The organism is Nesterenkonia lutea, from assembly GCF_014873955.1.
In the GTDB taxonomy this organism is placed as follows: domain Bacteria; phylum Actinomycetota; class Actinomycetes; order Actinomycetales; family Micrococcaceae; genus Nesterenkonia; species Nesterenkonia lutea.
The window spans coordinates 931,190-947,870 of sequence record NZ_JADBED010000001.1; the positions used below are offsets into that span (position 1 = coordinate 931,190).

At 62.9% G+C, this 16,681-nt stretch carries 9 protein-coding genes; 2 read left to right on the forward strand and 7 right to left on the reverse strand.

Annotated features, from left to right (window positions below):
* Window positions 1-88 precede the first annotated feature (88 nt).
* Together H4W27_RS04290 and ftsY are read right to left on the reverse strand one after the other, a co-directional pair.
* Window positions 89-1,369: an ammonium transporter gene (locus tag H4W27_RS04290; RefSeq protein ID WP_192594832.1), complete on the reverse strand. Its 1,281-nt coding sequence runs from the start codon at window positions 1,367-1,369 to the stop codon at window positions 89-91.
* A 162-nt stretch (window positions 1,370-1,531) separates the two neighbouring features.
* Window positions 1,532-2,731 carry a signal recognition particle-docking protein FtsY gene (ftsY, locus tag H4W27_RS04295; protein ID WP_192594833.1) on the reverse strand — a complete coding sequence of 400 codons (1,200 nt, stop codon included), beginning with the start codon at window positions 2,729-2,731 and terminating at the stop codon, window positions 1,532-1,534.
* A gap of 200 nt (window positions 2,732-2,931) precedes the next feature.
* Here ftsY and H4W27_RS04300 point away from each other — a divergent pair, with 200 nt between their 5' ends.
* Entirely contained in the window at window positions 2,932-5,094 is a 2,163-nt protein-coding gene (locus H4W27_RS04300; protein ID WP_192594834.1) for an acyltransferase family protein, read from the forward strand.
* Window positions 5,095-5,112: 18 nt separating this feature from the next.
* Here H4W27_RS04300 and H4W27_RS04305 read toward each other — a convergent pair whose 3' ends face one another.
* The 4 genes from H4W27_RS04305 to wecC all read right to left on the reverse strand — a co-directional run bounded on the left by H4W27_RS04305 (window position 5,113) and on the right by wecC (window position 10,878).
* Window positions 5,113-6,360 carry an ATP-grasp fold amidoligase family protein gene (locus tag H4W27_RS04305; protein WP_192594835.1) on the reverse strand — a complete coding sequence of 416 codons (1,248 nt, stop codon included), beginning with the start codon at window positions 6,358-6,360 and terminating at the stop codon, window positions 5,113-5,115.
* Window positions 6,361-6,413: 53 nt separating this feature from the next.
* A complete protein-coding gene (locus H4W27_RS04310) occupies window positions 6,414-8,750 on the reverse strand; it encodes a glycosyltransferase family 2 protein (protein WP_192594836.1) in 2,337 nt (778 codons plus the stop codon).
* A 374-nt stretch (window positions 8,751-9,124) separates the two neighbouring features.
* Window positions 9,125-9,538: a hypothetical protein gene (locus tag H4W27_RS04315; protein ID WP_192594837.1), complete on the reverse strand. Its 414-nt coding sequence runs from the start codon at window positions 9,536-9,538 to the stop codon at window positions 9,125-9,127.
* 107 nt (window positions 9,539-9,645) lie between these two features.
* Window positions 9,646-10,878 (reverse strand): UDP-N-acetyl-D-mannosamine dehydrogenase, encoded by a 1,233-nt coding sequence (gene wecC, locus H4W27_RS04320; RefSeq protein WP_192596421.1) that lies wholly within the window; start codon window positions 10,876-10,878, stop codon window positions 9,646-9,648.
* 251 nt (window positions 10,879-11,129) lie between these two features.
* Between wecC and H4W27_RS04325 the strand changes: the two genes are divergently transcribed.
* Complete coding sequence (locus H4W27_RS04325; protein WP_192594838.1) at window positions 11,130-13,319, forward strand: acyltransferase family protein; 2,190 nt, start codon at window positions 11,130-11,132, stop codon at window positions 13,317-13,319.
* A 380-nt stretch (window positions 13,320-13,699) separates the two neighbouring features.
* On the opposite strand, the gene H4W27_RS13810 is transcribed toward H4W27_RS04325, so the two are convergent.
* The gene (locus H4W27_RS13810; RefSeq protein ID WP_192594839.1) at window positions 13,700-16,603 is read right to left on the reverse strand and encodes a glycosyltransferase; all 2,904 of its coding nucleotides are present in this window, start codon (window positions 16,601-16,603) and stop codon (window positions 13,700-13,702) included.
* Window positions 16,604-16,681 lie beyond the last annotated feature (78 nt).

The following is a 16,681-nucleotide window of genomic DNA, read 5'->3' on the forward strand; positions in this document are numbered from 1 at the left end:
TGGTGCACAGAAACAGAGGCCGGTCCGGCGAGCGAGACGCTCACCGAACCGGCCCCTGTCATTCTGCGGAGAGGACCCGGGGTCAGTGTTACTCCGGGGGTGCTCCGGCAGTGGTCCTGCGGGGGGTGCTGTCAGTCTCGAAGATGTAGGCATCCTCGTCGTGCTCTGAGCGGTCGATGCCCATGGTCTCGACCTCGGAGGTGACACGGAAACCGATGGTGGCGTGGATGGCGTAGGCGATGATCGCGGTCATCACCACGGTGAAGACCAGTGTCACCAGCACCGCCACGATCTGTGAGCCCATGAGGCCCAGACCGCCGCCGTAGAAGAGTCCGCCGCGTTCACCATCGATGAGCTCGGCGCGGCCCAGCAGGCCGATCGCCACAGTGCCCCAGAGGCCGGCGACGAAGTGCAGGCCGACCACGTCGAGCGTGTCATCGAAGCCGAGCTTGTACTTCAGGCCCACCGCCAGGTAGCAGGCGAACCCGGAGACGGCACCGATGGTGATGGCGCCCACAGGGTCGACGTGAGCACAGGCGGGAGTGATGGCGACAAGACCGGCGACGATGCCCGAGGCTGCGCCGAGGGCGGTCGGCTTCTCTCCACGGACTCGCTGGGTGACCAGCCAGACGACCAGGGCAGCGGCCGGTGCAAGCAGGGTGTTGACCCAGATGAGACCAGCTTCGCCGGCCTCGGCAGCAGCGCCGCCGTTGAAGCCGAACCAGCCGAACCAGAGCAGCGAGGCGCCCAGCAGCACGAACGGCGTGTTGTGGGGACGATGTGATTCACGCTGGGTGAAGTTGCGACGCTTGCCCAGAATGAGTGCAAGAACCAGAGCGGCGAGACCGGCGCACATGTGGACGACCAGACCGCCGGCATAGTCGACTGCCTCACCGACGGCGTCGCCGACGGCGCCGCCCTCGCCGAGGAGTCCACCGTCGCCCCAGACCATGAAGGCCAGCGGGCAGTAGACCAGGGTGACCCAGATGGGCACGAAGACCATCCAGGCGGAGAACTTGGCGCGGTCAGCGATCGCGCCGGAGATGAGTGCGGTGGTGATGATGGCGAAGGTGGCGCCGAAGCCGATGCCGATGAGGCCCTCAGGCGCGTCGTTCAGCGTGTTGTAGAGGCCGAAGTCGGTGGTCGGGTTGCCGAAGAGGCCGCCGACCGATTCGCCGCCGGCGATGGCCGAGCCCCAGAGGGCCCAGACCACGGCCACGAGGCCCATGGCCCCGAAGCTCATCATCATCATGTTGATGGCGGACTTGGCCTGAGACAGACCGCCGTAGAAGAAGGCCAGGCCGGGTGTCATGAGCAGAACGAGTCCGCTTGCCACAAGCACCCAGACGTCTAGTGATCCAAGTTCCATGTGTCCCTCCAGGAAACATCAGGTCACCGGTGTATCTCACCGATGCGAGCTGATGTCCATCGTTCCTGGCTCGTGTTTCACCGGGCGGGCCGTGATGTTTCGCTGAGGTAAAAACTTTCCCCGGGCGGGCAGCCGGCGCGCTCTCACGCCGGCGCGCGGGGCTCAGCGGTCTTCGAGGAGGGCTGTCACGAACTCTTCGGCGTCAAAGGGCGCAAGGTCATCGGGGCCCTCGCCCAGTCCGATGAGCTTCACCGGAACCCCCAGCTGCCGCTGGATGGCGACGACGATTCCGCCGCGTGCGGTGCCGTCGAGCTTGGTGAGGACGATGCCGGTGACGTTGACGACCTCGGCGAAGACCTTCGCCTGATTCAATCCGTTCTGCCCGACGGTGGCGTCCAGGACGAGAAGGACCTCGTCCACGGGAGACTTCTTCTCGACTACGCGCTTGACCTTGCCGAGCTCGTTCATCAGGTCGGCCTTGTTCTGCAGGCGACCGGCGGTGTCGATCATGACGACATCAGTCTCGAGCTCAATGCCCTTGTCCACTGCCGCGTAGGCCACGGAGGCGGGGTCTGCACCTTCGACGTCGGACTTCACGGTGGGGACCCCCACGCGGTGGCCCCAGGTGCTGAGCTGTTCGGCCGCCGCGGCGCGGAATGTGTCGGCGGCGCCGAGCAGGACGTCCTTGTCCTCGGCGACGAGCATGCGGGCGAGTTTGCCGATCGTGGTGGTCTTTCCGACGCCGTTGACGCCGACCACCATGATCACGGCGGGGCGGCCTTCAGCTGTCACGGTCAGGCGACGATCGAGGCTGGGATCCACCAGAGCGGTCAGCTCCTCGGTGAGCATCGCCTTGACCTGCCCGGTGTCCTGGGTGCCTTCGACCTTCACCCGTTCGCGCAGCCGGTCCACCAGCTCCAGCGCAGGCTCGGTGCCGACGTCGGCCATGAGCAGGATCTCTTCGATCTCTTCCCAGACGTCCTCGTCGATCTCGTCTCGGGACAGCAGCGCCAGCAGGGACCGGCCAAAGATGTTGTTGGACTTGACCAGCCGGGCACGGAGCCTGGCGAGCCTGCCGGCCACGGGTTCCGGGGTCTCCAGAGTCGGTTCGAGGACCGTGGTCCCCTGCGCACCTCCGGCAGCGTCACCGAACTCCGGCTCATCAGCAGCAGGACGCTCCTCGGGCGGCGCCTCGAGCGTGTCGACGCCGCCGGACGGGAGGTCATCGGGGTCGCGCTGGGACAGGTACTGCTCACGCTTGTCCCTCGGAAGGATCTTTCCGCCCTGCACCAGGAAGAATCCCAGGGTGCCGAGCAGGATCACAGCAAGAACGATGAAGAGAATAAGAACGTCGAAATCCACGAGTTCAGTCTGTCACAGACCGGCGGCTTCTCAGGCAGGGGCTGCGGTCCGCGAACTGCTGAGAAGGAAAGCGAACTTCGTTGACCCCGCGTCGGATGTCATGGTCGCGCCTCATGGCGTTCTCCTGCCTGAAGGTACAGTTGGATGGCTCGGGACCTTGGTGTCCGCGAAAATCCAGGACCAGGGAAACAAGAGTAGCTATGGCAACGAATCATTCGGCCCAGGCCGTCCCCTCTGATCGTTCGGAGCAGCGCAGAGACGGCGCGCAGAGGCACTTTCAGCCGGAGGTTCAGGGACTTCGAGCCCTGGCCGTCGCCGCCGTCGTCATCTATCACTTCTGGCCCGAAGAACTCAGCGGCGGCTACGTCGGTGTCGATGTGTTCTTCGTCATCTCTGGATACCTGATCACCGCGCATCTCTTCAGGGAGGCGGTCAAGACAGGTTCTCTGCAGTTAGGTCGCTTCTGGGCCCGTCGGATCAGGCGCCTTCTTCCGTCGAGCCTGCTGGTCCTCTTCGCAACCTCCGTCGCGTCCGTCCTGATTCTTCCTAGCACTGCGTGGCAAGGAACTCTCAGGCAGATCATCGCGTCCACGTTGTACGTCCAGAACTGGGTCCTGGCCGGAGACGCAGTGGCATATTCAAAGGCCGACGAACGCGCCACGGCTGTGCAGCACTTCTGGACCCTTTCGGTCGAGGAGCAGTTCTACGTGCTCTGGCCCGTTCTGCTTGCGGCCACTCTCGGCGTCCTGGCGTTCCGCACGCGCAATAGTGGACGGGGCCTGAAGCGCACTGAACTCAGAAGAGCGTTTCTCTGGGTAGTCGGATTGCTGGGGCTTCTGTCTTTCTCGTTCTCGGTGTACTACACCGCGATGGCACCGGCTCAGGCCTATTTCGTGACTCCGACCAGGATATGGGAGTTCACCTTAGGTGCGATCGCGGCCCTGGTGCTGGGTTCGTCGCAGTTCACCGGCAGATGGGGCAACGTCCTGGGCTGGACGGGTATTGCCATGATCGTCAGTTCCGCTTTCTTCTACAGCGATGTCACACCCTTCCCGGGGTGGACGGCGTTGCTGCCGACAGTAGGCACAGTCCTGGTTCTGGCCTACGGCGGCAAGAGTGCCGGTCACGGCATCCACTGGTGGCTCTCGCGCAGGCCGGCCATTGCCATAGGCGACTGGTCCTACGCCATCTACCTATGGCACTGGCCTGTGGTGATCTTCTCGCCATACGTGAGCGAGGAGGCCGAGAACTGGTATATCAAGGTGTTGCTCATTCTCGGTGTGTTCATCATTTCCGCGCTGAGCACTCGCTTCTTCGAGACGCCCATCCGACGCGCAAGGATCCTGATTCCGACTTGGAGGACGATGGCAGCGGCGGCAACAGGCATGGCGTTCGTCATCGGCTCAGGAACCCTCGCAGTGTCCGGGATGGAGACAAGATCAACGGACGTCGCTCTGACGCAGGAACACCCGTGTTACGGATATCGCGCCTTTTCGAACCCAGCCACGTGCGGCGATTCCTTTGAGGGTGAGTTGGGTCTCTGGCCCTCACCGGCAGAGGTCGTTGAACAGAATCAAGAAGAGGTCTACCCGGACTGCCAGGCGGACATCGACGAAGAAGGCGTCAGCCAGTGCTTGCTTGGCGCTGAAGAGTCTGAAGCGGATGGCACGATCGCGGTGTTTGGGGATTCACACGCCACTATGTGGCTCCCGGCGCTGGATGACGTAGCCGAGGAAGAGGGAAAACGGCTGCTGGCGTTGACGCGATCAGCCTGTAGCCCGCGAGGCGGGGAGACGACCGATGAGTCGAGCGAATGTCAGAAGGGGAATGAAGCGATCATTGAGCGGATCGTGAATGACCCACAGATCGAGACAGTCATCATCGCAGGCAGCCAGATGCACAATGCATTTGCAGCACCGAGGCGCGAGCTGGGTCTGGGTCGAAGCGGGGACGAGCTCCCGGGTACCGCGCTAGCCATGTATGAACCGATTGACAGGTTGCTGGATGCGGATAAGGAGGTCGCCGTCTTTGGAGAGATCCCGCGGATGAATTACGAAACCCGTGACAAGGAGACACTGCCCGAGTGCGTGGCCCTCAACGAGGAGGACCTCTCGGCCTGTAATGACCAGATTGAAGACACACGAGTGAGAGACCGCTGGCTGACTCGTTCAGAAGAGGTTTTTGCGGACGAGGACGGCTACCACTTCGTTCCCACTGAGGATCTTGTATGTCGTGGGGGAACTTGCTACGCCGTGCTGGGTGGCGCCATTACGTACTCTGACAACAGTCACTTATCCCAGACGTTCGTCCGGTCCATGAGTGAGGAACTCCGGGAACGTCTGACAACCGCCATCAGGGGCTAGCTGCTGTGCTCTCTATATTCAGACTCGCTCCGGGGGATCCGTAGGCGAGGGCGTGTACCAGCGTTCGGCATCGACGACTCGTCGCGGCCAGGAGGACGGATGTGACTCCTCACCTGACTCGGAATACCACCATGTATAGGGGTCTGGTCCGTAGAGCGTTCCAGGGGGGCGGCCGAGGGCGATGTCGCGCTCAAGGCGCACCTCGGCTCGGTTCCACGCGGCGCCCAACATGGCGTCGTGCTGGAGCCGATACTGCTGTTTCCCCCCCGGAGTTGATGTCAGCTCGCCGAGCACGGGGCCGCGGGACGTTGCGTAGAGGTCGACCCGCAGGAATGGCAGTCCGGAGGCGATGGAAAGCCCTTTTGCGGCGGAGAGAAGCTCGTCCCAGTGGTTCGGCAGCGGAATGTCGGGGTCGTAGACCGCGCCCGGCAGGATCATGCCGAGGTCGTTGCCGTCGGCGTCGAAGTATTTGCGGGAGAAAGTCTGGCGGTTCACGACCTGCTTGCCCTCGGTCTGCATGACCAGAACTTGGAGAATGTGGCCGTAGGCCGTGTAGACCTTGATGTCCTGCGGAATGGTGGACTCGCCGTCGCTCTCGAGGAACTCCTCTGCGAAGTATGGTCCTCGGCCCTTAATCAAGCGCTTCAACATGCGGTCCGAGGGACGCCCCTCGGTGAGCTGCTCCTTTCCGGTCAGTGTCTGCCATCCCGAGTCGTTCCGGATCAGCGGTATCACCGCAATCCCACTGTGACCACCGTCCGCCTTGAGTACGAACTTCTCCTCATCGAGGTCACTGAACTCAATGCTCTCCGGAGAATTCCAGACGCCCAGTATCTTGGGCGTATCCACCCCGAGACTCTCGGCCAGAGAATAACTGCGCAGCTTGTAGTTCATCTGTGCGATCGCGTTGGTGGCGTGCCAGCCGTTCGCCCGAGCAACGTCAGTGGCGCCGAGATAGTTGGACATCTTCGCCTTGAAGGACGACCGGGTGAAGCGCTCATGTTCAGAAGAAGCCGTCTCGTACAGCTCCCTCAAGACCTCCATATCGCTCCGGAGGGTCTCGATCTCGGCCATCTGTGCCCTGGTCTGGGAGTTGTTTCTGGCCCGTTCCTCGTGGAGCGTCGAGGTGATGCTCTCAAGGTTCTCGGTCAGTGAGCTGCGGGACGCGAGGAGCTGATCGACGCGGGTCTCCAGGAACGAGATCTTGCGATCTCGCCACCCGATACCAGGTATGTTGCGGTGCACTGCTCTCGGTATCCGCGGCATGCGGCTCCTTCTATGTATATCGCTGGTGCAGAGGTCCGATACCTCGTTCACATTCAGCGGTGAGCGTTGGACTTACCGTCGTGACCAGTCCGAACTCGCTGGTTGGATTCCTCCCGAAGCTTGACACGTCGGGATCGGGCCCTCCTCAGATCATCCCAGAAGTCTATTGCGGTGGGCTGCGTCCAGCGGTAGGGGCCGTAGCAGTTGAGAAGCTCAGCGAGATTCTCAGCAGCTTCGTACCATTCGTCTTCCTGGACGCGGCGCAGCTTGGGCAACAGCCAGGAGACCAGGAACGGCTCCAGGCGCTCTTTTTTGTAGGCGTCCAGGAGATCGACCTCTGCGAGCCATTGCGCGCGGGCTCTGTCCAGCGGCAGGTACTTCTTGAAGTAGTTCGGGTTGAGCGTATTCACGGTCGAATTGCTGACAACCATGTAGTAGGTATGAACCCCGACGTCGACGGTTCTCACCGAAGTGGCGTAGTGCAGCATCTGCTGGAAGAAGTAGGAATCCTGCCCGACGGCACCTACGGGCTGAGTCAGACCCAGTGATTTCAACCAGTCCGTCCGTGCGATGACGGTCTGGATGCCCATGGGTCTGAACCGAAGCGCCTCCAGCGCGCGGGGAGGTACTGCTATGTTGCCCTCGGCGTCGAGATGATCCGCGAAGAGGCTCTGCAGCACCTCTGCGTAAGGCAACATGGTTCTGCGCTTGGCCCACTGGGACATGTTTCCAAGCACGAAATCGACACGGGGGTGCTCTTGGATCTGCTCGTAGAGCCGCGCGTATCCATTGTCGATCGCTTCGTTGTCCGGATCGAGATACGTGACATAGGGCGTCTGGGCCAGATCCAGGCCGGTGTTTCGCGGACGCGAGGCCGAGCCGGAGCCGCCGCGTGCGTGGTGAAAGGACGAGACGTTGGGGTAGTCATCGACCAGATCCTCGATGGTGTCGAGGGTGACCGGGTCGGTGGATCCGTCACTGACCAGCAGCACATGCATCTCCTCGAAGGCGCTTGACCGAAGAAGAGACGCGAAGGCCTTGTGTCGAAGATGGGGCCCGTTGTTATAGATTGGAACCACTACGGTCAACTGCAGGTTCAGGTTCTGGGCCGTGCGTCGGATCGCCATTGACACCTCGTCAATGTCATCACCGGTTCCCAGCAGGTGCAGTGTGCGGCGCGAGCGACCCACGATGCGCTCACGGTGCCCGAAGCCATCGGCTACGTACACCCGTGTCTCGGAAAGTCGCTTCTGCATCGACTCAACGCCGGTGGCCACTGAGTCCTCAGGTCGCCACCAGGCAGTCAGCGCAAGGGAGCCCGTGTGTGCCTGGCTGTGAACGTGCCCCGGTTCGATCGGGTCGGCGTGCTTGGTGACCACAGGTGCTGACTGGTAGCTCAGGGCGGCGAGGTGGTCCGCGACGTAGGTCGGGGAGTAGTGGTGCTCAGCTGAGACGGGAATGAGCACGTCGTACTGACCATGCCTTTCGGACGCTTCGCGCCATGTCACTGTCTCTACGGCTCCCGCGGTCTGGGCGGCCATCTCCGCGAGCAGCGTGTCATCCTGCTCCTCGACGACAGCAAGTACCCTGTCGGGACTCCAGCTCGCGGACACTCCGGCGCGTTCCAGCATGCTGCGCAGGACATCGGAGGCGTGGTGGTCGTTGAAGACCTGTCGGATGCCGTCACTCTGGTTGCGTCTCAGGTCCTTGATCTCCAGGCTGTCCAGCATCGTGGCGACGTCTTCAGCCGAGTTGGCGACATGGATCTGAGGGTAGTAGGAGTTGATCCCCTGGTTGTACGTGGAGAGCACCATGGTTCCAGAAGCCTGCAGAGCTACCGCGCGAGGGTTGAATGCTGTTTGCGATCCGCTGATGCCATGGGCGACGACACCGATGTCGCTGAGTCGGTCAAGCTCTGCTCTGCGGAAGGCCGCCCATTCCTGCACGTAGGGCCACTGGCGGATCTGGAGGGGACGGTCGGGCCGGTGTCCCGGGCTGATCAGCAGGCCCGCACCCGACCCCGCGACTCCATCAAGGATCCATTCGAGGCTCTCTGCGACGTCGACCCCAAGCTTCGCGCCTCCGTCCTGAAAGTACGTGACGAGCGGATCCGTCATTCTCTGCGACCCTAGGGGTGAGCGATTCAGCGGGCTGATCGGCGAGGGAATCAGATTGATGTTGATGCTCCGCGGGGCGGCGCTCCGGTAGCGTTCCGCATTCTCCTCGGAGACGACGAAGATGTGGTCGCATCGTCCGGCGAGGGTCAGCTGTTCGGCACGTGGGGTGTCGGTGCCCAGATCCGCGAAGACCAGCGGGACTGAAAGCTCACGCGCCGCGTTGATGACCCTGCCACGAGCCTTGTGTGACCGTACGCTGCGTGGGCCGAGCATGATGGCATGAGCATTCTGGACGCCAGGCGCCCAGTCAAACGGGTCGATCTCAGTGAGGACCGCGCTGCCTCGAAAAGAATGGATGAGCGAGCTGTCGCCGAACACTCCAACTGTCAGAGGAAGGGCCGGTTTGGAAACGCCGGGCTCGAGCGCAGGCAGAGCATCCAGTGCGCCGGCGAGTTCGGTCTCGAGGTTTGCCGCGCGAAGCCGACCACCGCGGAATGGTGAGGAGGCAGGAACTCCGAGGGCTCCCAGGGTGGGGTGATTGCGAAGAGTCTTGAGCGGGTCTGGTGTGGTGAGCAGCGAGTCCACCAGTTGACGCCCTGCAGCGATCTGTGAGCGCCGGTCGAATGGCGCACTGGGTCGACTTCCCCTCACGTCGAACGGCCTGCCTCGGGAGCTGAATCACTCGGCTGACCGCGAAGCCGCCGCTCCGCGAGTCTCAGAGCCTTTCGTGGGTTGCGAACGGTGAACTCCACACGTTTCCGGGTGCCGGCGAACCAACTCGTCGACGGAGAGCCGTCTTCACTTGCAGGAAGCGCGCGACCTTTGCCGCTCTTGGCGAGCCGATACTCCAGCTGACTCAGCCGTGACCGGATTTCGGCGAGGTCTGATTCCTGAGAGCGTTCGAGCTGGTTGTAGGCCCAGCTCAATTCCGCGAGAAGGGCCTTCTGCTGACGAAGCAACGCCGTGACGACTTCCTCAGGACGCAGTTCCGGGTCTGAGACCGGGCTGCTGGAGTGCTCCGGACTGACGTCGGAACGTCCGTTTTCTGAGTCGGTGGTCATCAGGCTCCTCGAGGGTCTTATTGGAGTGTTCTCGCTTCGGGCTCGTCGGCCGAGTCCGGGTCGGAGGCTATCAGCTCGAATTTCTCCTCCGACGAGTTCTTGCTCGTTCAGCGCCAGATGCCCCGGGTGTCGATGATCGTTGCGTCCCCGAGCTGCGTTGACGGTACTGCTTTGAACACGTCGTGGTCCACCAGCAGCACGATGACGTCGGCGGTCTCCAGGGCCTGGTCCAAGGCTGACAGGCTGAGATTGCTGAAGTCCCGCAACGCGGGGGGAAGCTCATCGACGTGGGGCTCGACGGCCAGAATCTTCGCCTGTGGCGCCCTAGCGGCGAGCTTCTGCGCGATGCGCAACGAGGGCGATTCACGCAGATCGTCGATATTTGCCTTGAACGCAAGCCCCAGCAGGGCAACGGTCGGTGAATCACCCGCGGCCTCCATCGCCTGCTCGATGCGGCCCAGCACCCATTCGGGCTTGGCGTCGTTGGTCTGCCGGGCGGTGCGGATCAGGTTGGCCTGCTCCGGGGCGGCGTCGACGATGAACCAGGGATCCACCGCGATGCAGTGTCCGCCCACGCCGGGACCGGGCTGGAGGATGTTCACCCGCGGGTGGTGATTGGCCAGCTCGATGAGCTCCCAGACGTTGATGCCCAGGCGGTCGCTGATGATGGAGAGCTCGTTGGCGAAGGCGATGTTCACGTCGCGGAAGCTGTTCTCGGTGAGCTTGGCCATTTCCGCGGTCCTGGCATCGGTGAGCAGAAACTCGCCCTTGCAGAACGCTGAATAGAGGTCCCGAGCTGCTTCGGCTGCTTCGCGGGTCAGTCCACCGATGATCCGGTCATTGGTGATCATCTCTTCCATGATCTTGCCCGGCAGCACCCGTTCGGGGCAGTGTGCGACCAGCAGGTCCTCTGTTGCGAGGTCCGGGCGCGCGGCGAGGATACGGGCGGCCATGTGTTCGGTGGCCCCGGGAGGAGAGGTGGACTCCAGGATGATCAGTTCTCCGCCGGTGAGCTTGGCGGCGATGCCGTCTGCGGCGGCCTCGATGTAGGAGAGGTCGGCGGAATGGGTGTCGGTGAAAGGCGTCGGGACGGCGACGATATACGCGTCCGCCACCGGGGTCTCGGTGGTGGCGGTGAGTGTTCCGGTGTTGACTGCGCGTTCCAGGACTTCGCGCAGTCCTGGTTCCACGAACGGGACCTCACCCTTGTTGACGGCGGAGACGTTGCGCTCGGAGACGTCCATGCCGATCGTCGTCACACCGTGATCTGCCAGTATGGCTGCGGTGGGCAGACCGATGTAGCCGAGCCCGATGACTGCGACTGTTGAAGATTTGCTGATCACGGCTGTTCGCTTTCTACGACGGCGAAGGGGTCTGTCAGCTGGCGAGTCTATCCCAGCGGGAATCCTGGGAGGCGACACCAGGACCCGCGCGCCGGATATGCGAAGTAGATGGCGGTACCCTGAGGGCTGTTGTCAGCTCAAAGTGGCCGTCCCCGATGCGTCTCCATGCGCAGGAAGTGATTCGCAAGTGATCACTTGAATCTCGGGACAGGTTGCACCCCGGCGTCCAAGGAATATTCGCACCTCCTATGTCCACACGCATCGAAACACCGCAGGCCATGCCCGCTTCAGCGCCCTCAGTTCCGGATACGGGCATTCGCGCCAACCGCAGCGGGCGATTCCAGCCCGAGATCCAGGGCCTGCGCGCGCTGGCTGTCTTGTTGGTGGTGATGTATCACTTCTGGCCAGATCATCTTTCCGGCGGGTATATCGGCGTCGATGTGTTCTTCGTGATCTCGGGGTACTTGATCACGGCCCACCTGTTCAAGGAGGCCAACAGGACCGGCCGCATTCGGCTTGGCCAGTTCTGGGCGCGACGGATCCGGCGCCTGCTGCCGCTGAGCCTTCTGGTGCTCGGTCTGACGGCTGTGGCAGCCGTGATGGTACTGCCCAGCACTGAGTGGCAGGGAACCCGCAGACAGGTCATGGCGTCGGCGCTGTACGTGCAGAACTGGATCCTCGCCGGTGACGCTATCGACTATTCCAAAGCGGATGAACAGGCCACAGCGGTGCAGCACTTTTGGTCCCTCTCTGTGGAGGAGCAGTTCTATGTGCTGTGGCCCGTCCTTCTGGCGGTTGCGCTGGCAGCTGCTTTGTCTGCTCACCGTCGCCGTGGACGCATCGGTGCGAGTGTCGAACCTCGGGTCCGGGTGCGTGCGATCTTCCTCTGGGTGATCGGGGTGCTTGGCGTTGCGTCCCTGGGTTTCTCGATCTATTACACTGCGAATTCAGCCGCCCAGGCCTATTTCGTGACCCCGACACGCATCTGGGAGTTCGCACTCGGCGCGGTTCTGGCGCTGCTCCTGGGGGACAGCCAATTCTCAGGGAGATGGGGCAATGTCTTGGGGTGGGTAGGTTTCGCGATGATCCTCGGTTCGGCCTACCTCTACAGCGACCTGACGCCCTTCCCTGGTTGGACTGCGCTGGTTCCCACGGTCGGTGCGACCCTGTTGATGGCCTGCGGAGGCAAAGGGCCGGGGACGGGGATCCATTGGTGGCTGTCGCAGCGTCCCGCCACGGCGATCGGGGACTGGTCCTATGCGATCTACCTCTGGCACTGGCCGGTGGTGATCTTCTCGCCCTATATCAGTGATGCTGCGCGTGACTGGTACATCAAGGTGCTGTTGATCCTCGGCGTCGTCCTGCTGTCGGCGCTGACCACTCGGTTCTTCGAGACTCCGATCAGGCGTGCGAAGATCTTGGCACCGACCTGGCGCACCATGGTGGCGGCGGCCACCGGCATGGCGCTGGTTGTGGGAGTCGCGTACTACTCGGTGGAATATGCGGAACAGGAGTTCGTGGCCTCAGACCTCTCTGAGGACCATCCCTGCTACGGCTACCGTGCCCTTGCCAATCCCGACCAGTGCGGAGACCCGTTCGAAGGTACACAAGGTCTCATGCCCTCTGCGGCGGACGTTTCGGCGCAGTCGCAGAACTTGCCTTATCCCGACTGCCAGGCCGAGGCTGAGGATGAGGAGGTCGGGGAATGCTGGCTTGGGGCCGACCAGGCTCAGGCGGACGGGACCATCGCCGTGTTCGGCGATTCCCACGCGACCATGTGGCTGACCGCATTCGACGAGATCGCGCAGGACAACGGCAAGCGACTGCTCGTGATGACCAGGTCTGGCTGCACCCCTCACGCGAGCACTTCCGAGGATTCGGAGGACCTCTGCGGCGAGGCCAACTTGGAGATCCTTGAACGGGTGGCAGAGGACGACGACATCGAGACTGTCATCATCGCCGGCAGCCAGAAGATCGGTGGATTGAGCGCACCCGAGATTGAGGTAGACCTCCCAGAGTCTGATCTGGAGCTCGATGACACTGCCCGCAGCATGCTGACGCCTATTCAGTTCTGGTTGGAGGCTGAGAAAGAAGTGGTCGTCCTCGGTGAGACCCCGCGATTGAACGAGGAGAGCAACGAGGAGGAGACCCTCCCGGAATGCGTGGCGCTCAACGAAGATGACCTCTCCGCCTGCAACGACGATCTTGAGGACACCAGAGTCGGTCCACGCTGGCTCACGGAATCGGCAGAGGTCTTCGAGGGGGCCGAGGATTATCACTTCGTCCCAACGGAGGACCTTCTCTGCGAGGAGGACACCTGCTACGCCGTGCTCGGCGGTGCCATCACATATCGGGACAACAGTCACGTCTCGCTCAATTTCGTGCGTTCCGTGACGCCTGAGCTGGAGGATCGCATGGAAGATGCCATCCTCAACTGAGTGAGAACGAGCTGCGGGAGGTTGCTCTGCAGCGTCCACATCAGTCTCAGCGTGCGCGGAACACGGATCTCGCAGGAGATCGGTGAGAGCCTCGACGGGTGTAGAGATCTTCCCGACCGTGAATCAGGGAGCAACCCCCTCGGCCTCCAGGATCGCAGAGGACAACAGCGCGACCGCGGATCAAAGCCAGACGGCCGCGGGGCAGTCTGGGATGTCGTTCTCGCTCACGAATCTGTCGGGAGGTCTCTCAGTGGATCCCAGCGGCGACCTTCGGCTGCTGCGTCCGCCGAATCCCACCGGGGAGGTTCAGGACGCCGAGCAGAGCCACACTCAGGAAGGGTCCTGGCCTCCAGCTGAAGCATCGCCCGGCCAGCTGGGCGTCAGGCGGGCTGGAGCGTGCGTGGGTCCGGGTTGCTCGTGAAGAACGCCCGGGCGCGCGGGCTCGACCATTCGTACGGACCATAGGCATCGGCGATCTGGTGCAGAATCTCTGCAGCCTCCGCGCGCTGATGAGGGTGGACCTTGTCGAACTTGTCCAGGTACCAGGACACGAAGAATGCCTCGAAACGCTGCTCCATGTAGTCATCGAGGAGCCCGACCTCGCGCAGCCAGTCGGCTCTGGCCGTCTCCAGGATCAGATATTTTCGGAAGTAGTTCGGCGAGACGACGTTCACTATCGATGTGTCAACCGCTCCGTAGTAGGTGTACACGGGTCGGTAGACCGGCACGTAGGCCGTGGCGTAGTACATGAGCTGTTGGAAGAAGTACGTGTCCTGCCCGACCGCACCTACCGGTTGGACGAGGCCGAGGCCCTTCAGCCAGCCTGTCCGCGCCACGAGCGCTTCGATCGAAGCCGGACGAAAATTCACCGTCCGCAGCGTCTGTGGGTGGGGCCAGTTGAGTCCGTCCCTGTGTTCCACACCGGCGAGGAACCACGCGTGATAGTCAAAGACGGTGTAGCGATGTGTCCAGACCGCCATGTTGCCAAGGGCGAAGTCCGCGCGCGGCTGCGTCCGGAGCGCTTCGAGCAGCTCGAGGTACCCGTCGTCGAGCTCCTCGTCGTCAGGGTCCAGATAGGTCACGAACTCGGTGAAGCTCAGCTCCAGGCCCGTGTTGCGTGGCCTCGAGGCGGAGCCGGATCCTCCGGCGGCGTGGTGGAAGGCTGAGACATTCGGGTGGCTGTGGGTCAGTTCCTCTATCGTGTCGAGGGTGGACGCGTCCGACGAACCATCGTTGATGAGCAGCACGTGCATGCGATCAAACATCTCTGAACGACGCAGCGAAGCGAACGCCTTATGCCGGAGGTGATCCCCATTGTTGAAGATGGGCACGACGACGGCGAGCTCGAGTCCCAGCGACTCGGCCGTGCTGCGGAATTCACGCTTCGACTCCTCAAAGTCCGAACCCGCCAAGGCATCAACGGTCCGTCGAGCTGTCACGGGACGATGACCGAGGTGGTCGATGGCGTAGACGGGGCTGCTTAGCAGCGTGTCCCGCAGGGCCTCAGGAGACTGCGTGGCTTCGGGACCTGGCTGCCACCAGGCGGTCAGCTCGGGCTCCTGGATCCCTGAGCTGTGCTGATGGGCCAACTCGTCCGTCTCGGTGAGCGGGCCCGTGAGCTTCGTGGTGATTGCGATCCCCTGGTAGCGGAAGGCGGCCACGTGGTCTTCTGCGTAGAACGGGGAATAGCGCCGGGCAGCGCTCATCGGCATGAGGATGTCGTAGTCACCGGGGGCGCTGGAGCTGGCAGGCTGCCAATCATTCAGCTGGGACCAGGACGTGCTGGCCACCACAGGGTGTGTCTGTTCTTTGATGTCCGAGGCCAGCTCGGCAGTGAGTTCATCCGTCACCACGAGGACTCGCTCCTGCGCCGCCGGAACGCTCACTCCGACCGTGCGGCAGATGCGGGTCAGCACATCTGTGCCGTGGTGATCCCGAAAGACCCTGCGGATCCCATCGCCCTGGACCCTGCGGAGCTCTTCAGTGGTCATGTACTGCAGTGCCTTGGCGACATCCTCGGCGGAGTTCGCAATATGGACATTCGGGTAATACGAGTTCACGCCCTGGTTGTATGTCGAGAGCACCATGGTTCCCGATGCCTGCAGCTGAAGCACCTGAGAGTCGACGAGCGTCTGTGAGCCGAGCACAGCATTGACGGCCATGCCTGCGTCTACGCCTCGCTGCAGGCGCGCCAGTTCTTCTGCGCTGGTCAGCTCCGGCATCTCGCGCTGCGACAGCGTCCATGGAGCGTACTCCGTCGGGACTGCCCACTGGGCACGGTGGGTACCTTGGGCCCCGCCTGGCTGCAGGAATGCGGCGGACCTGCCAGAGGCGAGAACACCGTCGAAGAGGGGCGTGGTCGATTCCTCGGGGGAGAGCTGACGCGAGCTGGGGGACTGGTCTACTCCGAAGAGCGCGACCAGGTCTGTGCGTCCGGGGCGAGTTCCCACGGGAGTGTGAAGCAGGGGACTGATCGGTAGCCGAACAGTCTCGACGGTGCCGGGGTTCCGACGCAGCTGCCGATACCTCTGCATCGCCTGCTGATCCACGGCGAAGACCCAGTCACAGGCCTCAGCCAGACCCAGGGTGGCGTCGACGTCGTCACCGGAAGCGGTGGAGAAGAAGACAGTGGGAATGGTCCGTTCCTGGCAGGCTGGGATGACGGCGTCTTCCAAAACCTCGGGGGACTCAGAAGTCTCCGAACCCACGATCAGCAGGTCAATCTCTTCCAGGTTCTCCGCCCAGTCTTCGGACGTCAGGCTCAGGATGTCGGCAGCGCCGAGAAAACCCGATTCGAGACGAGGACCTGCGAGCAGACCGACCCGCACCGGCAGGCGGGGCCGTGACACTCCTGTTTCGCCGGAGGGCAGTCCAGCGGTCGCATCGAGCGCCTGTTCCACTATGCGACGGGGCGACGGCAGAGACTCTGGGCCGAGTTCGTCTTCTGCAGCGACTGCCCTGATGCTCTCGCGCGTGACCGGCACGCCACTCTGCGAACTCACGGTGCCGTTCCGTTCAAGGAGCTGTGACTTCTGTCGGTACGAGTCGGCGCGTGCCAGGTGGGCGGCGCCAGCCCTGTTGCGCAGCGTGGCCGCGCGGGTGGCTGTGTCGGTGGACTCCCAGGCCCGTGCCGCGGCGCGATGGGCGTCTTCCGTGGCACGCAACGCCGTCCGATGCATGGCGAAGGCCGCCCCGAGCACATCTGCGTCACGGGGGCGCTCCGTGGGATCGGTTTCGCCGAAGTCGGAGGAGCTGGCACTGGGGTGAAGGTCTATCCATCGCACATTGATACTCTAGAGCCTCGGTACATCCACTGCGCAGCGGTGCACTCAGCTCCGTGCTGCGCAGACACCATCAACGAA